18 protein-coding genes are annotated in these 22,113 nt (G+C 62.1%); 16 read left to right on the top strand and 2 right to left on the bottom strand.

Annotated elements, in window-relative coordinates; genetic code table 11:
• Window positions 1-9 precede the first annotated feature (9 nt).
• From AC25BC_RS30495 to AC25BC_RS30505, 3 genes are read left to right on the top strand one after another with little or no spacing between them, the layout of a single operon-like run.
• Window positions 10-291 carry a sarcosine oxidase subunit delta gene (locus tag AC25BC_RS30495; RefSeq protein WP_017996899.1) on the top strand — a complete coding sequence of 94 codons (282 nt, stop codon included), beginning with the start codon at window positions 10-12 and terminating at the stop codon, window positions 289-291.
• Window positions 288-3,245 (top strand): sarcosine oxidase subunit alpha family protein, encoded by a 2,958-nt coding sequence (locus AC25BC_RS30500; protein WP_128439142.1) that lies wholly within the window; start codon window positions 288-290, stop codon window positions 3,243-3,245. Before AC25BC_RS30495 ends, AC25BC_RS30500 begins: the two co-directional genes overlap by 4 nt.
• Window positions 3,238-3,783: a sarcosine oxidase subunit gamma gene (locus AC25BC_RS30505; protein WP_128439141.1), complete on the top strand. Its 546-nt coding sequence runs from the start codon at window positions 3,238-3,240 to the stop codon at window positions 3,781-3,783. The genes AC25BC_RS30500 and AC25BC_RS30505 overlap by 8 nt, the downstream gene beginning before the upstream one ends.
• 164 nt (window positions 3,784-3,947) lie before the next feature.
• On the opposite strand, the gene rtcR is transcribed toward AC25BC_RS30505, so the two are convergent.
• Entirely contained in the window at window positions 3,948-5,555 is a 1,608-nt protein-coding gene (gene rtcR, locus AC25BC_RS30510; RefSeq protein ID WP_128439140.1) for an RNA repair transcriptional activator RtcR, read from the bottom strand.
• A gap of 210 nt (window positions 5,556-5,765) precedes the next feature.
• Here rtcR and AC25BC_RS30515 point away from each other — a divergent pair, with 210 nt between their 5' ends.
• Window positions 5,766-7,322, top strand: a complete 1,557-nt coding sequence (locus AC25BC_RS30515; RefSeq protein ID WP_128439139.1) for an RNA-binding protein — start codon at window positions 5,766-5,768, stop codon at window positions 7,320-7,322.
• A 789-nt stretch (window positions 7,323-8,111) separates the two neighbouring features.
• Window positions 8,112-9,518, top strand: coding sequence for an RtcB family protein (locus AC25BC_RS30520; RefSeq protein ID WP_128439138.1), 1,407 nt, complete (start codon window positions 8,112-8,114; stop codon window positions 9,516-9,518).
• A 306-nt stretch (window positions 9,519-9,824) separates the two neighbouring features.
• Here AC25BC_RS30520 and AC25BC_RS30525 read toward each other — a convergent pair whose 3' ends face one another.
• Window positions 9,825-11,138 carry a TadA family conjugal transfer-associated ATPase gene (locus AC25BC_RS30525; protein ID WP_245459822.1) on the bottom strand — a complete coding sequence of 438 codons (1,314 nt, stop codon included), beginning with the start codon at window positions 11,136-11,138 and terminating at the stop codon, window positions 9,825-9,827.
• 468 nt (window positions 11,139-11,606) lie between these two features.
• Here AC25BC_RS30525 and AC25BC_RS30530 point away from each other — a divergent pair, with 468 nt between their 5' ends.
• The 11 genes from AC25BC_RS30530 to AC25BC_RS30580 are packed head-to-tail and all read left to right on the top strand — an operon-like array spanning window position 11,607 to window position 21,948.
• Entirely contained in the window at window positions 11,607-11,810 is a 204-nt protein-coding gene (locus AC25BC_RS30530) for a hypothetical protein (protein ID WP_003548168.1), read from the top strand.
• A gap of 13 nt (window positions 11,811-11,823) precedes the next feature.
• Window positions 11,824-12,387, top strand: coding sequence for an A24 family peptidase (locus tag AC25BC_RS30535; protein WP_128439136.1), 564 nt, complete (start codon window positions 11,824-11,826; stop codon window positions 12,385-12,387).
• A 5-nt stretch (window positions 12,388-12,392) separates the two neighbouring features.
• Entirely contained in the window at window positions 12,393-13,190 is a 798-nt protein-coding gene (locus tag AC25BC_RS30540; RefSeq protein WP_012763631.1) for a TadE/TadG family type IV pilus assembly protein, read from the top strand.
• Complete coding sequence (locus tag AC25BC_RS30545) at window positions 13,187-14,827, top strand: TadE/TadG family type IV pilus assembly protein (RefSeq protein ID WP_128439135.1); 1,641 nt, start codon at window positions 13,187-13,189, stop codon at window positions 14,825-14,827. The genes AC25BC_RS30540 and AC25BC_RS30545 overlap by 4 nt, the downstream gene beginning before the upstream one ends.
• On the top strand, window positions 14,799-15,479 hold the full coding sequence (locus AC25BC_RS30550; protein ID WP_012763629.1) for a TadE/TadG family type IV pilus assembly protein: 681 nt from the start codon (window positions 14,799-14,801) through the stop codon (window positions 15,477-15,479). The genes AC25BC_RS30545 and AC25BC_RS30550 overlap by 29 nt, the downstream gene beginning before the upstream one ends.
• Window position 15,480: 1 nt before the next feature.
• Entirely contained in the window at window positions 15,481-16,419 is a 939-nt protein-coding gene (locus tag AC25BC_RS30555; RefSeq protein ID WP_113547797.1) for a hypothetical protein, read from the top strand.
• Window positions 16,416-17,372: a Flp pilus assembly protein CpaB gene (cpaB, locus tag AC25BC_RS30560; protein WP_128439134.1), complete on the top strand. Its 957-nt coding sequence runs from the start codon at window positions 16,416-16,418 to the stop codon at window positions 17,370-17,372. The genes AC25BC_RS30555 and cpaB overlap by 4 nt, the downstream gene beginning before the upstream one ends.
• 20 nt (window positions 17,373-17,392) lie before the next feature.
• Window positions 17,393-19,291: a TadA family conjugal transfer-associated ATPase gene (locus tag AC25BC_RS30565; RefSeq protein WP_012763626.1), complete on the top strand. Its 1,899-nt coding sequence runs from the start codon at window positions 17,393-17,395 to the stop codon at window positions 19,289-19,291.
• A gap of 10 nt (window positions 19,292-19,301) precedes the next feature.
• Window positions 19,302-20,165 carry a type II secretion system F family protein gene (locus AC25BC_RS30570; RefSeq protein WP_012763625.1) on the top strand — a complete coding sequence of 288 codons (864 nt, stop codon included), beginning with the start codon at window positions 19,302-19,304 and terminating at the stop codon, window positions 20,163-20,165.
• Window positions 20,165-21,067: a type II secretion system F family protein gene (locus AC25BC_RS30575; protein WP_012763624.1), complete on the top strand. Its 903-nt coding sequence runs from the start codon at window positions 20,165-20,167 to the stop codon at window positions 21,065-21,067. Before AC25BC_RS30570 ends, AC25BC_RS30575 begins: the two co-directional genes overlap by 1 nt.
• 2 nt (window positions 21,068-21,069) lie before the next feature.
• Entirely contained in the window at window positions 21,070-21,948 is an 879-nt protein-coding gene (locus tag AC25BC_RS30580) for an FHA domain-containing protein (RefSeq protein ID WP_017996887.1), read from the top strand.
• The last annotated feature ends 165 nt before the right edge of the window (window positions 21,949-22,113 follow it).

Raw genomic sequence — 22,113 nt, forward strand, 5'->3', positions numbered from 1 at the left:
ACATTTAAGATGGCGAGCTTGATTTCCTGTCCCCATTGCGGCGCCCGACCGAAGGAGGAGTTCTCGATCCGCGGCGATGCCGGCCTTATCAGGCCGGCGCCGGATGCCGGTGCGGCGGCCTGGTTCGATTATGTCTATCTGCGCGACAATCCGAGAGGCCGGCACAGCGAATATTGGCACCACTCTTCCGGATGCCGCCGCTGGCTGATCGTCGAACGCGATACCGTCACCCATGTGGTCCACGGCGTCAGGGATGCCGCTCTTTCCAAGCTCGGCGGAGAACCGGCATGACGAGCTTCCGTCTTTCCTCCGGCGGCCGCATCGACCGCGCCACGACGCTCGGTTTTACTTTCGACGGCAGGCCACTCGAAGGCCATCCGGGCGATACACTCGCCTCGGCGCTGCTTGCCAACGGCGTCCAGCTCGTCGGCCGCAGCTTCAAATATCACCGCCCGCGCGGCATCCTGACGGCGGGCGCTGCCGAACCGAACGCGCTGGTAACGACGGGCAGCGGCGGGCGCACCGAGCCGAATACGCGCGCCACGATGATCGAGCTCTACCAGGGGCTGACGGCAAAGAGCCAGAACCGCTGGCCTTCGCTCGGCTTCGATGTCGGCGCGGTCAACGGGCTGCTGTCGCCCTTCCTCAGTGCCGGCTTCTACTACAAGACCTTCATGTGGCCGGCGGCCCTCTGGGAAAAGCTCTACGAGCCGGTGATTCGCAAGGCGGCAGGACTCGGCAGGGCCTCCTACCAGGCCGATCCCGACACTTACGAGAAATGCTGGGCGCATTGCGATCTGCTGGTGATCGGTGCCGGCCCGACCGGTCTTGCCGCAGCGCTGACCGCCGGCCGCGCCGGTGCGCGCGTCATCCTCGCCGACGAGGGGTCCGAACTTGGCGGCAGCCTGCTTTCCGACAGCGCCACCATTGACGGCAAGCCGGCGGATGCGCTTCTCGGCGAGCTGCTTGCCGAACTGGCGAGCCTGGAGAACGTGCGCCGCCTGCCGCGCATGACGGTGTTCGGCTGGTATGACGACAATGTCTTTGGCGCCGTCGAACGGGTGCAGAAGCATGTGGCGATGCCGGATCCGGAACGCCCCGTGGAACGGTTGTGGCGCATCGTCGCCCGCCAGGCGATCCTTGCAACCGGCGTCGAGGAGCGTCCGCTGGTCTTCGGCGGCAACGATATTCCCGGTGTGATGATGGCAGGCGCGATGCGCAGCTATCTCAATCGGCAGGCGGTCGCGCCCGGCAGAAGCACGGTCATCTTCACCACCAACGATGCCGGATATCGAACCGCAGCCGATCTGGAGGCCGCCGGCCTCACCGTCGCGGCGATCGTCGACAGCCGCGCGGATGCGGCCGCGAGCTGGCAGGGCCGCGCCGAAGTGCTGAAGGGCGCCAGGGTCATCGATGCGCTTGGCGGCAAGCGCCTGCGCGGCGTCAGCGTCGAAACCGCAACCGGCACCCGCCGGATCGAAGCCGATGCGCTAGCCATGTCGGGCGGCTGGAGCCCGATCATTCATCTTGCCTGCCATCGCGGTGCGAAACCGCAATGGTCGGACGAAGCCTCGGCGTTTCTGGCGCCTGTCCAGCAGGAAGGTCTGACCGTTGCCGGCTCGGCTGCCGGCCTTGCGCAAACCGCGACCTGCCTCGGTGATGGCGCCGCAAAGGCAGTTGCCGCGTTGAAGGCGATCGGTTTCGCGGCGGCGGAACCGGCCTTTGCCTTGGCGTCCGAGGCGGCTGCACAGGCAAAGCCGCTCTGGTCGGTCAAGGGCTCGAAGGGCAAGGCCTTCGTCGATTACCAGAACGACGTGCATCTCAAGGATCTCGGCCTCGCCGTCCGCGAAGGCTACGGTCATGTCGAGCTTGCCAAGCGCTACACCACATCAGGCATGGCGACCGATCAGGGCAAGCTTTCCAACATCAACGCCATCGGCATCCTTGCCGAGGCGCGCGGCGTGTCGCCCGCCGATGTGGGAACGACGACTTTCCGGCCCTTCTATACGCCGGTTTCCTTCGGCGCCTTGACTGGGGCGTCGCGCGGCAAACATTTCCAGCCGGCGCGCAAATCGCCGCTGCATGGCTGGGCTAAGAAGAATGGCGCGATCTTCGTCGAAACCGGCCTCTGGTACCGGTCCGCCTGGTTTCCGCGCGCCGGAGAGACGACATGGCGTGAAAGCGTCGACCGCGAGGTGCTGAACATCCGGAAGAATGCCGGCCTCTGCGACGTCTCGACCCTCGGCAAGATCGAAATATCAGGGAGGGATGCCGCGACCTTCCTCGATCGCATCTATTGCAACGGCTTCGCCAAGCTCGCTGTCGGCAAGGCGCGTTACGGCATCATGCTGCGTGAGGACGGCTTCATCTATGATGACGGCACCACCAGCCGGTTCAGTGACGAGCATTTCTTCATGACGACGACGACCGCACTTGCCGCCGGCGTGTTGACCCATCTCGAATTCTGCGCCCAGACGCTCTGGCCGGAACTCGACGTCTGCTTCGCCTCCTCGACCGATCAATGGGCGCAGATGGCCGTTGCCGGGCCGAAGTCGCGCGCCATTCTTCAGGAGATCGTCGACGAGGATTTGTCGGATGCAGCCTTCCCCTTCATGAGCGCGCGCAAGGTCTCCCTGTTCGGCGGCCAACTTGAAGGGCGGCTCTTCCGGATTTCCTTCTCGGGCGAACTCGCCTACGAGCTGGCGGTGCCCGCCGGCTACGGCGAAGGCGTTGCGGATGCGATCATGGCGGCGGGCGAGAAACATGGCATCTGCGCCTATGGCGCCGAAGCGCTCGGCGTCATGCGCATCGAAAAGGGCCATGTCACCCATGCCGAAATCAACGGCACGGTGACGCCTGGCGACCTCGGTTTCGGCCGCATGGTTTCATCAACCAAGCCGGATTTCATCGGCAAGGCATTGCTTGCCCGCGAAGGGCTGCAAGATCCCGAGCGGCAGCGCCTTGTCGGCGTCAAGCCGCTTAATCCGGCGACCGGTTTCCGCACCGGCTCGCATATTCTCGCCGACGGCGTTGCGGCGACCCTCGAAAACGACCAAGGCTACGTCACTTCAAGCGCCTTTTCGCCAGGGCTCGGCCATACGATCGGCCTGGCGCTCGTCAGGCGTGGGCCGGAGCGCATCGGTGAAAAGGTGACGGTCTGGAACGGCCTGCGCAACGAATTCACCGATGCGGTGCTCTGCCATCCCGTCTTCATCGATCCCGAAAACGAGAAGCTCCATGCGTGATCTTCCGCAACACAAGCCGGTTCTGGCCGGGGCAGCATATAAAGGCATCTCAGGGGCGGGCGTCCGGCTGGAAGCCTTGCCGGAGGGCCATCTCCTGCATGTGCTCGGCGCAATCGAGCCCACCGCGCTCGCCGCAGAATTGGTGAAAGCAGGCTGTGCGAAAAGTTCGATCCGTAAGGCAGGCTTCCGGCAATGGTTCGTCGCCGGCGACGAGCCGCTCGTGCCCGCCAGCCTCCATGCTCTCGCGGCAGCACTTGCGGGAAAGGCTTTCGTCATGGACCAGAGCCACGGGCGCGTGCGTATCGGCGTTTCCGGCCGTTCTTCGCGCGCACTTCTCTCAAGGGGGACCGCCGTCGATCTCGATCCTTCCGTCTTTCCGGAAGGCCATTCGGCCATGACGATGGTCGGTCATCTCTCCGTGCAGATCGTCCGCACCGGCGATGACAGCTTCGAACTCACGGTCCTGCGCAGTTTTGCCGAAAGCCTGTGGGACGATCTCACCCAAATGGCGGCGAGCGCCGAAAAGGATAGCCGATAAGGCCATTAGTACCCGCAACATCAGGGACGACGTTAAGGGGACGAATGGCTTCGTTCCCTTGTCAAAATCGTCGATGAGCGCTTTAGGTCGTGGCGACGGCAACCGCCAATGGTTTGTCTCATGAGCGAAAGAGATGATTGGCGTTCACGCCTAGCACATAGCCCTTATCCTGCTTTCTTGATGTCCTCGAATCTGAGACTGAACCGCGCGAGATATTTACTCAGGCGATCGGCGTCGTTGCTGCTCTTTTTCTCCAATCGCGAGATCGCAAATAAGGCTCTGCCCGCCGCGCTCGCCGTGGCATGTTGGCGGCAGCTATGAAGAACAGTGGCAAGCTGTGCTGCGTCAAAGCGATCGAGGTTGGCAGCAGACTCTGCACCCAGCACTTCCTCAATGATCAGATCTACCGTGCCGCCGTCGCCCGAGCTGCGCCAAAACGCATTCAGCCGTCGGACTTCATCATCAACGACGTCAGTCGTGATGCGCCCATGCGGCGAGAGGGTCGCCATGCGGGTAACCGAAGCCGACAGGTCGCGAAAATTGGCACTCCAGACGGCTTGCGGGCCAGTTGCGAAGGTAAGATAGCGTTCGCGTGCTTCCTTGTTGAAAGTAACATTTTCGCCTTCTCGTTCCAGATAGCGCCTGAGCTCGAAGTCCAGATTGGGCTCTATGTCCTCCTTGCGCTCGCGCAGGGCCGGCAGCTGGAAAGTCCAGAGGTTCAGGCGGGCATAGAGATCTTCGCGGAACCTGCCTTTGCGGACATCCTCGCCAAGATCGCGATTGGTGCCGGCAAGCAGCTGAAAGTCCGCGGACGCCTCCCGATCAGCGCCCACGGGCAGGAACCTCTTTTCCTCGATCGCGCGCAGGCACATGGCCTGTTCGTCAAGGCCGAGTTCGCCAATCTCGTCGAGGAACAGCACGCCTTTGTCGGCAGACTTGAGCAAGCCGGCACGCTCGCCGGCAGCGCCGGTAAACGCTCCTTTCACATGGCCGAACAGGGTGGACATGGCCTGGTCGCCGCGCAGGGTCGCGCAGTTGACCTCGATGAACGGACCACTGACCTTACGCTGGCTCTTCTTCAACTCGTAGATTCTGCGGGCGAGTTGCGACTTGCCGGCACCGGTTGGCCCGGTCAGGAGAACAGGCGCGGTCGAGCGGATCGCCACCCTCTCGATCTCGTCGATCATTCTGTTGAAGGCGGCGCTGCGGGTCGAAATCCCCGATTTCAGGAACGAGGCGGCGTCTTCGCGCTCGGAGGCGAAGCGTTTGGCGATCTCGTCATAGCGGGAAAGGTCGAGGTCGATGATCCGATGCGTGCCGGCGAAATCCTGCTCCGGTTCCCGATCGCGCGGCGGCGAGAGCTGCAACAACTGGCCGGGAATGATGCGGGCTTCGGTCAGCAAGAACCAGCAGATCTGTGCCACATGAGTGCCGGTAGTGATGTTGACGAGATAGTCTTCCGTGTCAGGGTCGAAGTTGTAGTTGCGGGCAAAGTCCCTGAGGTTCGTGTAAACCTCCGAAAAGTCCCAGGGGTCCCGGAAGTTGATGACGTTGCTCCGCACCTCCGTCGCCGGTGCCACGGTTTCGATGTCGGCAACGATACGGTGACAGAGAGCTTGCGAGTGGTTGTCGTGGATCAGTTCCAGCCGGTCGATAAACAAGCCCGGTTGCTGGCAGAGCGCGACATTGGGCCGCCAGCGGCTCCAGCGATTTTCCCATTTCCCTGCATCCAGGGTAGTTCCCAATATGCTGATGGCGACGCGACGCTTCATGTCTTATCCAAAATTATAAAACAGTATAATTTGCGATAATATAATCGGGATATCGATTTTCGCAATTCATGATTGCGTTCGACAAGGGCATAAAAATTTCTCTTTTTAAAACAGCTAGATGCACGAAATATTGTGTATCTCTCGCTCCTTTCTCCAAACTGGCACGCGTCTTGAAATGTATCTGGCACGAACCAAACAAGAGGTACTGTCATGGTCAACAAGGCAATCTTCAAAACCTACTTCGGGAAATTGCTTCCGGGAACGGTTACCAAAAATCACGAAGCGGCCCCGGCCTACCAGCTGACGCCGCGCGAGGCGCTGGCGCAATATGCTGTTACCGGCACCTTCAACGGCACCTTCTATGCGGATGGAGCTGAGCAGCTTGACGCGGTAAAGACGCTTGCCCTTCAGGTCGAGCCGGAGTTCCTCGCCAGGGTGGCGGTCTACGCGGCTGAAATGGGTCACATGAAGGATATGCCGGTGACGTTGCTCGCCATGCTCTCCAGCCTTCAGAGCGATGCCTTCGCCCGTGCATTCCCGCGGGTGGTGAAGAACGGCAAGATGCTGCGCGGCTTCGTGCAGGTCATGCGCTCCGGCGCCACCGGTCGCAAGTCGCTCGGCACACGCCCGAAGAAGGTGGTGCAGGCGTGGCTCGAACGGGCCAGCACCGAGCAGATCCTGCGTGCGATAGTCGGAAACGATCCTTCGCTCGCCGACGTCATCCGCATGGTGCATCCGAAGCCGGCGACCGAGGAGCGCAAGGCGCTTTATGCCTGGGCGATCGGCAAGCCACACGACTACGCGGCACTGCCTGAGCTCGTCAAGGCATTGGAAGCGTTTCGACGTGACCAGACGGTGCCAGTGCCCGACGTCCCGTTCCAAATGCTGACCTCGCTGCCGCTGACGCAGGAGCATTGGGTCGAGATCGCCCGCAAGGGCGGCTGGCAGATGGTGCGGCAGAACCTTAACACCTTTGCACGCAACGGCGTGTTCGAGGTCGACGGTTTTGCCGAGGCGCTGGCGGCGCGGCTTGCCGATCCGGAGGAAATCCGCAAGGCAAAGGTCTTCCCCTATCAGTTGATGATGGCGTGGAAGATGGTCGATGGCCAGGTTCCGGATGTCGTGCGGGATGCGCTTCAGGACGCGATGGATATCGCCATCGCCAATGTGCCGTCCCTGATGGGCAATGTGGTGCTCTGCCCCGACGTGTCCGGTTCCATGGGCTCGCCCGTGACCGGCTACCGGAAGGGCGCGACGTCCTCGGTTCGTTGCATCGATGTCGCCGGTCTGATGACCGCGGCGTTCCTGCAGCGCAACCCGGAGGCGCGGGTGCTGCCGTTCGAGAATGACGTGGTGCACGTCAGCCTCAACAAGCGGGATTCGGTGATGACCAATGCCAGCAAGCTGGCGAAAATCGGCGGCGGCGGAACCAATTGCTCGGCACCGCTGAAGACGCTGGCAAACGAGACGGCCAAGGTCGATCTCGTGGTGTTCATCTCGGACAATGAGTCCTGGGTGGATGCAGGCAGGCGCGGCCAGCCGACGGCGGTGATGACGGAATGGGCGAGGATCAAGCGGTTCAACCCGGCTGCAAAGCTGGTCTGCCTCGATATCCAGCCCCATGCCACGACACAGGCGCCGACGCGGGAAGATGTGCTCAACATCGGTGGCTTCTCGGATGCCGTCTATGGGGTGATCACGGCGTTCGCGGCCGATAGCAAAGGAGTGGATGGCTGGGTGAAAGCCATCGAGGCGATCGAGCTTTGACGAGCTCACAGGAAGCAATACCCTCGCGCCGCCGAGAACGGCGCGAGGGGCCGTGACGAATGCCGGATGAAACTACAGATCGTTAATCTCCAGGTCGCGGGTTCGAATCCCGTCGGGTCCTCCAGTTCATGGACCCGTAGCTCAGCGGATAGAGCAGGATGTTTCACCACACCTCGTCGTCACGGACGAATGGAATGACATGGCGAATGCAAAAGGAACTACATGGCCGCGGCAGGTTCGAACCCTGCGAGGGATTGAACGTCCCCTTGGTAGCGGGAAGTTTCTTAAACACTAGTCGCCATAGCCAAATGCAGCGGCGAATGCCGGACGGAACTACAGCCGCCACCATTGGATGGTCTGGCAGGTTCGACTCCTCCTGGGCATACGCTCTCTGGCACGAGCGGGGCCATCCGGTTTCGTCCACCCTCGTCGCCGCTGCATGGCATGCACTATCCCTGTTCCACAGGGACGGAATAACTCGGCGAATGCCGGCAGGACTACAGGTAGAGCGGCCCCTCGGATTTCCGGCGGGCAGGTCGGGTGTTCAAATCATCCCGCGCTTCCGAAAGGAGCGCGTAGCTCAGTAAACTGTCCTGCCAAATCTCGTCGCCGGGACGATGGTAGGGCCCTGGGCGAATGCCGCCGGTGACTACAGGGGCCGCATCGCGCCATGTTCATGGAATGCGTGCGGCGAGATAGATCTCCGGCAATGCTCGTCGCGCAGGCGGTGTGAAGAAAAGCAACTGAACAAGAAGGACTGCAGACGCAGAAAAGACAATGATAGTGGTAATGAGCGGACAGGATTTGATCGATGCCGGCATGAGCCAGGGGAAGTGGTTTCGCCCGGCTCTCGACGCGGCCAACGCGGTTTTGAGCAAGGGTGGCTCGGTGACAGATGCGCTGGAAGCGGCAAAGGCTTTCCAGCCCGGGGCAACGCTCGCCTTGAGGGCCGACAACGATATCGAGATCTATTCCAACATTCGTGCCGAGAACGCCTTTGAACAGGACAATGTCGAGAAGGTCAACGCGACGATGCGGGCGCTGGTGCGCACACCGGTCGTCCGTTCCGCGGCGATCATGCCTGACGCTTGCCCGGCTGGTCCGGTCGGAACGATCCCGGTCGGCGGCGTAGTCGCGTCCGAAGCAATCCATCCCGGCATGCATTCGGCCGATATCTGCTGCTCCATGGCGATCTCGATCTTTCCTGGCACAGACCCGAAGTCGCTTCTGGATGCCGTGCATGCCGTGACGCATTTCGGTCCCGGCGGTCGTCCGCGCGGCGCGCAGATCAGACCTTCCGAGGCGACGCTTTCGGCCTTCGAGCAGAATCCTTATCTGCGCGACGGTGCGCTGAGCGCTGGCATCGAGCATTTCGCGACCCAGGGCGACGGCAATCATTTTGCCTATGTCGGGACGATGAAGTCGACCGGTGAAACCGCACTTGTGACCCACCATGGATCGCGGGCACCGGGCGCCCGGCTCTACGACAAGGGCATGAAGGTCGCCAACCGGTTTCGGGAGCACATTTCACCCGAGACGCATAGGGAAAATGCCTGGATTCCGGCGGATACCGAGGAAGGTGACTTTTACTGGTCGGCGCTGCAGACGATCCGCCAGTGGACGAAGGAAAACCACTATGTCCTTCACGACCTGGCGGCGGAAAGACTCTCGGTCAAGGTCGCGGACCGATTCTGGAACGAGCATAATTTCGTCTTCCGGAAGTCGGACGGGCTGTTCTACCACGGAAAGGGTGCCACCCCTGCCTTCGACAACTGGGCGCATGACGCGACCGATCTGACCATCATTCCGCTCAATATGGCGGAACCGATCCTGATCGTTCGTGGCTCGAACGCTGCCCATGGCCTCGGCTTCTCGCCGCATGGCGCTGGCCGCAACTTTTCGCGCAGCGCGCATATGAGGCAACTGTCTGTGGAGTATGGGGCGGATTCGCGAGGTCTGAGCCCGAACAACATCGCGGCTATTCTGGATAAGGAAACAAGCGGTCTCGACGCGCGGTTCTTCTCTGGTTTCGCCGATGTGTCGGAACTGCCGAGTGCCTACAAGAGCGCTGCGAACGTTCGGGCGCAGATCGAGCACTACGGCCTCGCCGAAGTGGTCGACGAAGTAGTCCCTTACGGGAGCATCATGGCCGGCGACTGGCAGAAGAACGCGCCCTGGCGCAAAAAGCGCCAGTAAACACCGGGGAAGGCAACTAGGCTTGCCTTCCCTCGAATGCACCATGCTCACCGGTAAGTTTTAAAGCCCAGAGCCTTAACTGCGCTGGGGTCCAGCCGATCACAATATATAGCTCGATGATCGAAGCTGGACCTGTCCATGCGGATCGAGCGCCAAGGGGACCACGCCACTTGCTGCCTAGGTGTCTGTCGTCGCGGATCTTACGTGGACAGTGGATGGGTGCCTGTTCGGAACGCGGCAGTGGGGAATTCGAGCGGATGCTTCGAGAGCCGGACAGACAGCCCCAGGTAGCATCCGCCAATAGGTTTAAGGTGTATGCAGCGCGCCGGTGCCGACCCATTCGGGGCGCACCGCGCCTTGCAGCTCCTCCAGCGCATCGGCGGCAAAGCTCGGTACGACACCGGTCCACAGCAGTGCGCCGTCGGGATTGGAATGGCCGTCGCCCTCGAGCCTGTAGATGCTTTCGACGATATACTGGCCGTCATTGTTCAGGCCCTTGATCTCGGAAATCTCGACCACCCGGCGCCTTCCTGTGCGCTTGAAGCGGGCGATCTGCACGACGACGTCGACCGCCGAGGCGATCTGGGCCCGCAGCGGCCGAAGCGGCATGTCGATATCAGACATCAGCGCCAGCGTTTCCAGCCGGTGCAGGGAGTCATAGGGCGTGTTCGCATGCACCGTCGAAAGGCTGCCGCTGTGGCCTGATGTCATCGCCTGGATCATATCGAGCGCCTCACCACCGCGGCACTCACCGACGATGACGCGGTCGGGCCGCATGCGCAGCGACGAGCGGAACAGGTCGCGGATGCTGGCGCCGCCGCGGCCGAACCGGTCGGGCTTGGTCACTTCGAGATAGACCACGTGTTCCTTTCGGATCTGCAGTTCCGACGTGTCCTCGATGACGATGATGCGCTCGTGGTCGGCAAAGGCTTCCGACAGCGCGTTCAGCATTGTCGTCTTGCCGGTGCCGGTGCCGCCCGAGATGATGACGTTCTTTTGCAGCCCGACGGCCGCCTGCAGCAGCGTCAGCGACTCGTCGGTCAGGCTGCCCTGAGTGACGAGATCATGGATGCTGCGATGTTCTTTCAAAAAACGGCGGATGGAGATGCAGAGCCCGGTGCGCGACGCGGGCGGCTGGATCATCTGCACGCGCGAACCATCCGGCAGACGGGCCTCGACGCTCGGTTCCTCCGGCGTCAGCCGCTTGCCTGAGAACTGCGCGATGCTGCGCGCGGCCGATTCCAGATCCTCACGACTGGCGAAACGCGTATCGGCGCGTTCGAGCTTGCCTCGCCTTTCGACGAAGATGTCTGATGTGCCGTTGATCAGGATTTCGGACACGCTCGGATCATCGAGGAGAAAGCGGATCGGCCCAAGCAGTTTGTCCAGCGCCCGGGTCAGGACCTGGAAGGTCGCCTGTTCGGCAGCGTCGTCGGATACGGCTTTCATCAGAGCGGCATCCCGACCAGGACCGTGCTCATGCCGAACAGCGTCGCCATCATCTGAACCGCGGTCGGAAAGAACATCATCAATGGAATGAGGACCAATCCAAGTATTAAGATGCTGCTCATCGTTTCCATCATTCTCTCTCCGGATCGACTGGCGGGCGATATCCACCATTTGACGAAAGCTTAATCCAGATCATCAAACAACGCCATGGTCGGGCGCCGCGCGGGCGGTGATTCTGCCCGCGGTACGCCTTCTCTTCTATCGCTTTGAAAGAATTGGCCAATTATGGAGCAGTAGACGAAGCCGCGAAGGACCATCAAAAACTTCTTCTCTACAGGTAAAACGTCAGCCTGTTCAAAAGGTTAGTTGCAAAAACCCGGCGTCAACTGCGACTTTGCCGCCGATGCCTCCAAGACATTTGGAACCCTTCGTTTCGTTTGCTTGACGGAGGGCTGGCCTTGGGCGCACTCTTGGGTCTTAATGGTGTTGCTCAACAAACGTTGGCCGCCGGGGAAGATAAGCTGAAGCAGAAAATATCATTGGATCGAGCAACATGCTCGTTCGGATCGATAGCGTATGCTTGGTTCATCTTCACCAAGGCTTCGAACCGAAACAAACCTGGGAATGAGGAGTACTCACATGTTTGGTAAACTCAAGACTCTCGCAATTGCACTTCACAAGGACGAACGCGGCGACATGGCCCAGATCGTCCTGGCCGTCGCCCTGATCGTCATTCCGCTGATGCTGATCCTGCTCGCATTCGGCAAACAGATCGGCGAATGGTTCAACGAAAAGAACACGGCGCTCTCGGATGCCGAGAGAATTCCTGAGCCGGGTCAATAAGTGGGTCGGGATCATGGATACGACCTATGATCTGACCCTGATGCCTGCGGCGGCGGCTCTTGCCGTCGCCTGCACCATGACCGCGGCGGTGCTCGACCATCGCCACGGTCATATCCCGAACGCCGTCACTTATCCTTGCCTGCTTGGCGGGTTCATGTTGGCGGCAGTCAGCGGCGGTCTCGCGGGGATAGGGCTTGCTTTCGCAGGCCTCTTTGCAGCCGGCCTGATCTTCATCATCGCCTTCGCAGCCGGAAGCTGCGGCGGCGGCGACGTCAAGCTGATGGCGGCGCTCGGCGCCATTCTTGGCCTCTGGCCCGCCATCGACGTAACCCTTGCATCGCTGATGGTCGGCGGCGTGATTGCCGTTTTCTCCATGGCGCGGCGTGTTCAGTGGAGCGTGCTGGCCCGAACGGTCGGATTGTTTGCGCTTCTCCTGCCTGCCGGTTTCCGCGATGCCGCTTCCGTGCTGAAGCCGCGCGAAACCCATCATACCGTTCGCTTCGGCGTTGCCGCTGCTCTCGGACTTCTCTGGTGCCTTTTCATGCCCGATTTCACCCCTCTTTCATTCGTGAGGTAACGGCAATGCGCGCTGAACTCGAACGCCCCATCTTCGACGGTGCCTTCTGGAGTTCGATCCTGCACTCGCGGACCTTCTGGGTCCCTCAGGATCACGGCGCGCTCCTCGGTACCTTTGCGATCGCCATGCTGCTGCTTGCCTCGATGCTGCTGCTGCCGCGGCTTTCCGCCCGCCGGCGCCGGATATCGGAGCTGCACGGGGATACCTCCGGCAGCACGACGATGATGGATTTCGTCCTCGTGACGCCGGTCTTCGTCTTCTTCATGTTCGTGGTCTTCCAGTTCACCATCCTGGCGAAAAACCACCTTTTCACCCATTATGCCGCCTATGCGGCGGCCCGCAGCGCCCGCGTCTATTTCTGCCCGGCCCTGCCGATCACGCTGCGAAGCCTAATCGACGTCAAGACCTGCGATGACGACGCTGCTGCCGGCAAAGCCGATCTTGCTGCCCGCTTGGCGCTGATCCCGGCCGCACCCTACGACCAGCTGAAATGCGTCGGCGCCTGCCAGCCGCCGGAAGATGCGCTGAAAAACCTTGCCGATGCCTCCGGGCTTTCGAAGAACTGGCGCGCAATGCGCAACCAGGCCCGCTACATGTTCGACCCGCAAAACGTCACCGTGACCGTCGACCGCGCGCCGATGGCGCTCTATGCGGCCATCAACCGCTCGCCGCATGTGCCGGTCACCGCCAAGGTGGAAGCGCGCTTCCTGCTGCTCGAATATGCCGGCTGGGTCTTTGCCCGCGGCCAGAGGAAGGACGGCCGCTACTACACGATCTCGACGGCGGAGGTGAACCTGCTATGACACCGACCCTCATCAAGCGCCTGCACCGCGACGAACGCGGCTTCCTGTCACCGATCATTCTCTACATGACGATCGCGCTCGCGCTGATGATCGTCTGGATCCTGAATACGGGACAGATGATCTACGACAAGCAGCGCACGCAGGACACGGCCGATGCCGCCGCACTCGTCCATGCCGACTGGGAAGCCCGCTATCTCAACATCATGGCGATGAACAACGTCGCCTCCTCGCAGGCAACCGTCGTCATGGCGACCTCGGTCGCCTTCCAGCTGACGACGGCGGAACTGGCCGTGCGCTCGGCCGCCATTCTGGCGAAACTCGCCGAATATTCGTTCACCGAAGGCTTCGGGCCGGCGTCGCTCCTGCCGCCGCTTCCGCCGATGCCCTACTGCCCGGGCTGGCAGAAGGTGCCGATCGTCGGTGGCATCATCTACGGCGCTTGCCTGGCTTTCCAGGGGTTCCGGGCGACGGAAGCCGGCCTGGCGATTGGCTATACGGTAAAAGCACAGCTCGATTATGATCCCTGGGGCCTCATCGTGAAGTCCAGCGACATTATCGACGCCATGAACGACCTCAACGACTATCTCGTCGAAAGCTTCCCGCAGCGCGTTGGCAACGAGGCCCTGCATTTGGTGCGCCTGAACAAGTCGGACCACGTCGTCTTCCATCCGCCCTGCGAGTCCTGCAACAACGCCGGAGAGGGTGCGGGCGGTAATCTGCCGGTCGATCGCGACGGCATCAATCCCGCCTCGGCCTACGCTGAAATGTGCATTGCCATGACCTATGGCACCCAAGGGCAGGACCCGTTCCTCATGCGCGGCGAGTTTGCCAACCGCGGCTTCCCCAACGGCAAGGGTCCGTTGACCGCAGGCGGCGTCGATGGCAGCCATATTCGCGACTGGGTGAACCACGAAAGCGGCATCGACGATGCGCTGGTGAACTTCTACATCTTCTATGAAGCCTTCGGCCCAGCTTACCTGAGCAAGGTACCGTTCAAGGCGATCGTCGAGCAATATGCCGGTGATCTGAGCTGGCTGGAAGAAGCAGCGCTCGACGTCAGCTTCTGGCTCGCGGACAAGGTCTTCGGCGTCGGCTTTGGCGTCACCAATCCCTTCCAGCTGCCGATCGACGTGCCGCCGCGTTATTCCGACGCGCAGACAAAGGACGAGAATGATTTCACCCGCAAGTTCGACACGATCTGGGATGGGGTCTGCAGCCCGGCGGGTGCTGCGATTTCGATGGCAGGCGCACTGCCTGTCGTTTCCTTCCCGAAGCCTTACTGGCTGAAGGGACGCACACCTTTCAACTTCACGCCTTTCGGCGGCGAGCAACTCGACGACTACCAGACGCTGGCGATCGTTTCGCGCGCCCCGCGCGCCAGGCTGCAGATCCGCATCTTCAAGGACAAGACACCGTCGGCCTATGCGCTCGCGCAGAGCTGGGTCCACAATTACACGGCCTTCGACCTCTACACACAGGACTGGCTGGCATCGCTTGCGCCCGCCACGCTAGCCGACGATATCGGCGATGTTTCGAACACCATCAAGCAGAGCCCGGCGGCCGACAGTTTTACCGGTCTGACCCGCGTCTTCGACCGAGGAGGAGCCAATGCCTGGGCTGCCGTCAACACACACTGAGCCTACGGGCGGTCTTCCAGGCCGCGGGCTGCTGATGCGGCTGCACCGCGACAGGCGCGGTCTCGCCTCGATCGAATTCGTACTTGCCGCGCCAGTTATCCTGCTGATCGTGATTTTCGTCATCCACGCCAACAAGATTTCCACCAAGAAGGTGGGAACCATGCTTGCGATGCGCAACGCCGCCTTCGCCGAAGCGAATGGGCTGGACTGCACGTCGGATTTCTCGAACGTCTTCCCGATCCCGGCCTTGCCGGCACTGCCCGGGGGCGACGCCATGAGCTGCGCGCGCACGCCATCGCATGAAGGCGACGGCGACCCGCAACGCACCTTTGTCTGGGACGACGTGCAAAATACCTTGAAGAGCGACGGGCGCGATTTCGGCGACATGGTCGGCGACCTCGCCAATGAGAAGCCGCAGCTCGTCACCGCGACGGCCGACCGGGTCTACAAGTTCAGGGATTCCGATGATCTCGATACGATCAGAAGCCTCCGCTGGAAGGACGCGTTCACGGTTGATGACTCGACGCTGTTTGCCTCCCACAACAACGATACCACGCGCCGTGGCTACGATCCGACGCTGCGTCGGGAAATCCGCGATGTGGCCGACGATTCCGGCGATCTGTTCGACGGCGTCTTCCCGGGAGCGAAATAAGATGATGCAGGGCGCGCGCATCTCCTTTCGTCTCGCCGGTCACCTTGCCGGCCATCTCACTGGTTTGGTGCTGGTGATCGGGCTCGCCGTCGCCGTGGCCACACCGGTCCGTGCCGAAATCTACAAGGATTTCAAAGTGACGCTGAACTCGATGCTGGCCGGCATCCTCGGCGCGCCGGAGCGGGCGCCGCGCGATCTCGTCATCAACGGCCAGCCGCTTGAATTCACGCCCTACCAGAGCGATCGCAGCATTTCCGATATCACCGACGAATGGCTGCGGGTGCTGGCCGCCAATACAAGGCCGGCCTTGCCCAGGAGCGATAACAAGGAAGAACTGACCGCGGTCATTGCCGCCAACATGCTGATCGTCCCGAAGACGAGCCGCATCCGCGACGATCTCGCCGTGGTGGTGCGGTTCTTCGACGGCGACGGCGAGGCGGCCCTCGACTATCTCCGCCGGCAGGATCCTAAAAATCCTTCGGCAAGAGCGCCGATCCCGGGCGTCTCGATCATGATCCGCCGTCCCGCCGATGCGCCGAGGACCGAGGTGCTGATGAGCCGCTTCGAGGATGTTGCCTCGACGCTGCCGGCCTTTGCGGCCCCCGCCGATGTCAGCAAGCTGCCGATGTCGCTGCGTCCGCCGGCCGGTGTCGAGGTGCTGAGCGATATCGGCGATCGCGACCAAAGCCACACGTCGCGCACGGTCGTGTCGAAAGGCACGCTTTCGGCCGTGCGCTGGTCCGATCAGCGCGCCGATCTGCTTGCCCGCGACGGTTTTACCATCGAGACGCCGCCGGCACAGCGCGGCGGGGTCACAGCACTTTATGGCCGGCGCGGCAGCGTCGAGGCCAATGTTTTGTACACTCGCAGCAAAACCGACGGCCGGACCGTCGAAGTCATTCAAATCAGGCAACCCTTCGTCGAAGGAATAACACCATGAACTGGAAGCTCATCGCGGCTGTCATCGTCGGGCTCATCACCGGCGTTCTGCTCTACTTCTGGACCGAGAGCGTCAAGAACGAGCAGGTGGCCTATGCCTTCATGCGGCTCCAGCCCGACAGGAAGGTCACGCGAGGACAGGCGATCACGCCCGACATGCTCGCCGAACCGGTGATGCTGCCGGAAAGCTTCGGGGCGCTGGCCAAACTCGCGGTTCCCGCCGCCAGCGCCTATCAGGAATGGCTGAAGGACAGGACGGCTGCGAGCGATATTCCGGCCGGCTCCGTGTTGCTCTTTCAGTATTTCGACGATACCGACGGCGGACGCCTGACGACGATGATCGCGCCCGGCAAGCGGGCGCTGACCCTCCCTGTCAACGCGGCCGCGGCCGTCGGCCATTTCGTCGAGCCGGGCAGCTATGTCGATATCCTCGGCACGGTCGACGAACCGGTCGAGCCCGTGGCGCCGGCCGCCGCGAACCAGCCGGGAGCTCCCGGCCAGCCCGCTGCCTTGCCAGGTCAGCCTGCCGTGCCGGGCCAGGCGCCGGCCACAGCCGCACAGCCGCAGGCTCCAGCCCAGCCGCAGTCGCCGGTCGAACAGATGCTGAAGAACTATCTCACCCAGTATCCCGGTGCCGACGAGAACGACGTCAACGCCTACCGCAAGCAGGCGCAGGATTATAAACTCGGCATCAGCTCGCGTACCCGCGTCGTCACCCGCACCTTCCTGCAGAATGTCAAGGTTCTGGCCGTCGGCGCGGCGACGACGGCGGAGGGTGCGGTCACCAAGGCCAACAGCACCTACAACAATGTGACCGTCGAAGTGACGCCGTCGGAAGCCGAAATGCTGATTTTTGCCATGGGCCAGTCGAACGGCAGCCTAAACCTCGTGCTGCGCAATCCGGCCGACAATACCGTCGAGGACCTGCCGAGCATCAACTGGACGCGCATGTGACCGTCGCGGGGGAATAAGCCATGCTGTTGAAGATTTCCTATGAGGACGGCAGCGGTCGAGAGGTCATCCCGCTCTCGGCGAACGAAACCTATTTCGTCGGCGAGAGCAGCACGCTGACGCTGCCCGCCGGCGCGGGGGTCGTGCGGTTGCGGGGCAGCCACGTCTCTTCGCCGCAATTCGTGCTGCGGAAGTCCGGCCAGGGATGGTCGGTGCAGCATCACGGACGCAACCCGACGCGGGTCGACGATCAGCCGCTTCGGGCCGGCACCCCGGTTGCAGTCTCGGCCGGCATGTCGATCTGGGTGCCGAATGTCACGATCGAGCTCGTCGAGCCGGCCGCGGCCGCCGAGGTGGTGACGCAATTTCCCGATCAGGAACGCGTGCTCGCCCTGCAGATGGAAATCCACGAACGTCTGCTGAAGGACACGCAATATGACCGGCTGGTGAAATCCGCCGATTTCGGCCGCGAGGACACGCGAAACCGCATCCGCGAACGCCTCGACATGTTCATCAAGGAGGCGCTCGATGCAGCACAGCAGGATCTCGTCATCCTTGTCATCAAGAACGCCGTCTATCGGTGGCTGGCCAAACGCATTGCCCGAACGGGGCGGCGCGACGCATCGTCGAATGCCGCAAGCCTGTCGCGCGAGGAGCAGGACAATCGCCGCCTCTTCGACGTCGGCAAGGCGCTGATTTCGGCGCTGCAGCTCAAGCTCAACTTCGAATCCACCCGCGCGGACTTTGCCCAGCTCGACACCCGTTTCAGCGCAGCTTTCCAGTCTCGGCAAGCGCTTTTTAACGCCGGTGACCGCTATGAGATCGCCCATATGCACCTGCGCTCCAGCATCGAGGAGCTGATGTATCGCTGGGGAACGATCTCCGAGCTGATGGATCTCGACGTGATCTCGGAAATCATGGTGACGCGCTACGACGAGATCTACGTCGAAAAATTCGGCCTGCTGGAGCGCTATCCCTTCGCCTTCGCCAATGAGCGGCAGCTGATGAAGGTGATCGAGCGCATCGCCGTCGATTCCAACCGCTCGATCAACGAGAGCGAGGCGATGGCCGACTTCCGCATGCCGGATGGCTCTCGCGTCAACGCCGTCATTCCGCCGCTGGCGGTCAAGGGCGCCTGCCTCACCATCCGCAAGTTCGGCGGCAAGTCGCGGCTCGATATCAGCAAACTGGTGACCGCCGGCGCGCTCAGCGAGCCGATGCGCGCCTTCCTCGAGGCGGCCGTCCGCTCCCGCAAGAACATCGTCGTCTCAGGCGGCACCGGCTCCGGCAAGACGACGCTCTTGAACAGCCTGTCGCAGTTCATTCCGGTGGGCGAGCGCGTCGTTGCCGTCGAAGACACGTCGGAACTGCAGCTCGACGGCATTCATGTCGTCTATCTTCAATCGCGGCCGAAGACGGCGGAGTCGGAGACCAGCGTCACCATCCGCGACCTCGTGCGCAACGCGCTGCGCATGCGTCCCGACCGCATCATCGTCGGCGAGTGCCGCGGCGCCGAGGCGATCGACATGCTGCAGGCGATGAACACCGGCCATGCCGGCTCGATGACGACGGCGCATGCCAATACGCCGCAGGACATGATGACCCGCCTGGAGGTGATGGTGCTGCAGGGGCAGAGCTCGCTGCCTGTCATGGCGATCCGCCAGCAGATCGTTGCCGCGGTCGAACTTGTCGTGCAGCTGAACCGCCTGGCAAATGGTCGGCGCGCCGTCACCGAAATATCGGAGGTGATCGGTATCGATCCGGATACCGGCCTCATCATCGTTGAGCCGATCTTCAATCTCGTCGGCCGTGCCGGCGGCCAGGCCGTGCATGCCTTCACCGGCTACCTACCGAGCTTCGTCGCCGAGCTCGTCGAGTTCAACGACGACGGCGAGATCGAAAAACTGGACATGTTCGTCTGAGGGGGAAGCGATGAATATCAGCATTCTGCAGATTTTTACGGTCGCCCTCGGCGCTGTGACGGCGGGGCTGCTCGTCTGGGGCGCGCCGGTGCGCTGGCCGGCGCCGCTGCTGCGCGCCACCGAACGCGACATTGCGCTGGCCAGCGAGGCGGCGCAGGTCTTCGGGCGCGATGCCGTTCCACCCTATACGATGATCCTTGCCTACGGCATCACGGCGATCGTCGTCTTCATCGTGATTTCGCTGATCTTCGGGCCGATCTTCGGCATCGTCATCGCCATCCCGGTCGCCATCTTCCTCCCCAAGGGCATGATCCGTTATTTTCTGCAGCGTCGCTGGCTGCAGATCGAATCGCAGCTTCCCTATGCCGTCGACCAGATCGTCTCGGCGGTGCGCACCGGCAAGCCGCTCGCCATCGCCGTCAATGCGGTAGCCGATACCGGCCAGATGCCGGCCTCGCGCGAGTTCGAGCGCATCGCCCGCGAACAGAAGCTCGGCATCGGCCTGGTCGAGGCGCTCGACCGCCACGGCCGCAACGTGCCGAGCCTGCACTTCAAGATGGTCGATGCAGCCCTCGGTCTCTTTGCCCGCCAGGGCGGTGACATCTCCGAGCCGCTGACCGAAATGTCGAAATCCTTCAAGGAAATCTGGAAGCTCGATCAGAAGATCACGACCTCGTCGTCGCAGGCGCGCATGAACTTTCGCGTCGTCAATGGCGGCGCGCTGTTCATGATGCTGATGATCTTCTTCGGCCAGCCGGAACTGATCGACAAGGTGTTCGGCAACGCCATCGGCATCGTCATCGCGATCGTCGGCGCCATTCTCTACGCGACCGGTTTCTTCTGGATGCGCTCGATGATGAAGGTGTCTGTCTGATGTCTCAGATACCCCTCGCCCCGATCGCCATCGTCTTTGCCGGGATCACCGCTGCGCTGTTCGTCTGGTGGATCGGCGATATGCTCGGCAGCATTCAGGTGGTGCGCCGGTCCGCAGGTGGCGATGGTCCGCCGCCGAATATCGTCGATAGCATCGGCATGCGCACGCCGGTCGAATTCGTGCTGACGCATTTCGAGACCCTCCTGGCTGATTACGGCGCGCAGCTGGAGCAGAAATTGATCTATGGCGGCCGGCCCTTCGGCGGCGTCACGGGGCGGGAATATATCGCGCTTCTCGTGGTCTTAAGCCTTTTCGGTTTCGTCGTGCTCGGCCTGCTGTTCGGTATTGCCAGCGGCAGCGTGATCGGCGGGCTCGTGGCCGGGCTGATCCTTGGCCTGATCCCCGCGATCTATTTCTGGGTCGTCGCCGACGACAAGGCGCAGGACCGCAAGGAACGCATTTCGCGCGAATTTCCCTATTTCCTCGATCTGGTCGTCATGACGCAGCAGGCGCAGGCGACGCTGCCGGAAAGCCTGAGGCTTTATGCCGAAGCCGCACCCGGCACTGTCATGAGCGAGGAGATCGAACAGACGCTGAAGGACGTGGCGCTCGGCACCGGCATGATCGAGGCGTTGCAACGTCTGGAGCGCCGCATGACCGCCGAGGAGGTCATCCGCGTCATCCGCGCCGTCATTCAGGGCGAAGTCGAGGGCAGCAACCGCGTCGAGCTGTTGCGCGAACATGCGCGCGACCTACGCTTCCGGCGCTGGGAAAAGGCCGACAGGGCCAGTGAAAAGCTGAAGGCCAAGATCGTTATGCCGGCGATGATGATCGTCGTGTCGATCCTGCTTCTGGTACTGGCGCCTGCAATTGTCGAGATGATGTCGAGTGGGATGTTCTGATCATGGCCTTTTTTTCCTTCTTTCGCGGAAACAAACCAAGCCTTCTGCAGACCGGTCCCGGTGGCCAGAGCCGCAGCCATGTGCTCGACCGGCCGGAAATGTCGATCGGCAGGGCTGCTAATGCCGATATCGTCGTCGACGATCCGTTCCTTGCGCCGATCCATGCGCGCATCGAGCGGCAGAGCGACGGCGGCTTCATCATCCGCCGCATGGGGCTGAACCCGATCATGCTGCGCGGCGAAGCCCTGCTGCAGACGGCCTCGCTGAAAGCCGGCGACAGCTTCCGCCTCGGCAAGGACGTCGAATTCCAGTTCGTCGTCAAGGCCGCCGCCAAGGAGGCGCCGAAGAAGGAGGCTTCCAAGGCAGGTGACGACAAGCCGAAAAAGTCGCTCCTCAAGCAGCCGGCCTTCCTCGCCGGCATGGGTGTCGCCTATCTCGCCATCGTCGGCATCATCGGTTACGTAATCCTCTCCGACAGCGGCAGCGCGGAGGGTGGCCCAACGGCAGAACGCATCAATGCGGAAGCCGGCCGCATTCCGACATGCATCAAGAATGCCCGGCGCATGCGCCAGGTTTCGGAGGCGAGCTTCAACGGGGCAGTCGGCGGCCGTGTCGGCAGGGATGGCGACGCAACCTATGCCGCCCTTTCGCTTGCCGCCGAACCGTCTGATGACGCCGCGCTGGCGAAGGCCGCCGAGCCGATCGTCGAGGCCTACAAGCGCACGGCACTCGCAGCCCTTGCCTCGGAAAACCGCGGCAACAAAACGCTGGCGCTGACCCTCTACCAACAGACCTACGATCTCGTTCCCGATGTCAACTGCTCGGCAGCGCGCTTCGCGCTGCAGCGGCGGGCCGCGGTGAAGCCTCCGGCGCGCCGTTGACCGCCAGTCTTGCGGCTGCTCGCTGACATACAAATGTGGCTTGTTCATCATCGATGCCGCGCGAGCCGGGTAGCGATGTCAAGGACTTGCCGGAATACTGGCGATGACCTTTATCTCAAAGTCAGTTGCACCATGCGATATCATATTGAATTTATTTGGTTATTG

The sequence above is a fragment of the Rhizobium sp. WSM409 genome, from assembly GCF_057653825.1.

Bases quoted from the DNA above. Each gene is read 5' to 3' on its own strand.
- AC25BC_RS30495 (WP_017996899.1), top strand. From the start codon at position 10: ATGGCGAGCTTGATTTCCTGTCCCCATTGCGGCGCCCGACCGAAGGAG.
- AC25BC_RS30500 (WP_128439142.1), top strand. From the start codon at position 288: ATGACGAGCTTCCGTCTTTCCTCCGGCGGCCGCATCGACCGCGCCACG.
- AC25BC_RS30505 (WP_128439141.1), top strand. From the start codon at position 3,238: ATGCGTGATCTTCCGCAACACAAGCCGGTTCTGGCCGGGGCAGCATAT.
- rtcR (WP_128439140.1), bottom strand. From the start codon at position 5,555: ATGAAGCGTCGCGTCGCCATCAGCATATTGGGAACTACCCTGGATGCA.
- AC25BC_RS30515 (WP_128439139.1), top strand. From the start codon at position 5,766: ATGGTCAACAAGGCAATCTTCAAAACCTACTTCGGGAAATTGCTTCCG.
- AC25BC_RS30520 (WP_128439138.1), top strand. From the start codon at position 8,112: ATGAGCGGACAGGATTTGATCGATGCCGGCATGAGCCAGGGGAAGTGG.
- AC25BC_RS30525 (WP_245459822.1), bottom strand. From the start codon at position 11,138: ATGGTGGATATCGCCCGCCAGTCGATCCGGAGAGAGAATGATGGAAAC.
- AC25BC_RS30530 (WP_003548168.1), top strand. From the start codon at position 11,607: ATGTTTGGTAAACTCAAGACTCTCGCAATTGCACTTCACAAGGACGAA.
- AC25BC_RS30535 (WP_128439136.1), top strand. From the start codon at position 11,824: ATGGATACGACCTATGATCTGACCCTGATGCCTGCGGCGGCGGCTCTT.
- AC25BC_RS30540 (WP_012763631.1), top strand. From the start codon at position 12,393: ATGCGCGCTGAACTCGAACGCCCCATCTTCGACGGTGCCTTCTGGAGT.
- AC25BC_RS30545 (WP_128439135.1), top strand. From the start codon at position 13,187: ATGACACCGACCCTCATCAAGCGCCTGCACCGCGACGAACGCGGCTTC.
- AC25BC_RS30550 (WP_012763629.1), top strand. From the start codon at position 14,799: ATGCCTGGGCTGCCGTCAACACACACTGAGCCTACGGGCGGTCTTCCA.
- AC25BC_RS30555 (WP_113547797.1), top strand. From the start codon at position 15,481: ATGATGCAGGGCGCGCGCATCTCCTTTCGTCTCGCCGGTCACCTTGCC.
- cpaB (WP_128439134.1), top strand. From the start codon at position 16,416: ATGAACTGGAAGCTCATCGCGGCTGTCATCGTCGGGCTCATCACCGGC.
- AC25BC_RS30565 (WP_012763626.1), top strand. From the start codon at position 17,393: ATGCTGTTGAAGATTTCCTATGAGGACGGCAGCGGTCGAGAGGTCATC.
- AC25BC_RS30570 (WP_012763625.1), top strand. From the start codon at position 19,302: ATGAATATCAGCATTCTGCAGATTTTTACGGTCGCCCTCGGCGCTGTG.
- AC25BC_RS30575 (WP_012763624.1), top strand. From the start codon at position 20,165: ATGTCTCAGATACCCCTCGCCCCGATCGCCATCGTCTTTGCCGGGATC.
- AC25BC_RS30580 (WP_017996887.1), top strand. From the start codon at position 21,070: ATGGCCTTTTTTTCCTTCTTTCGCGGAAACAAACCAAGCCTTCTGCAG.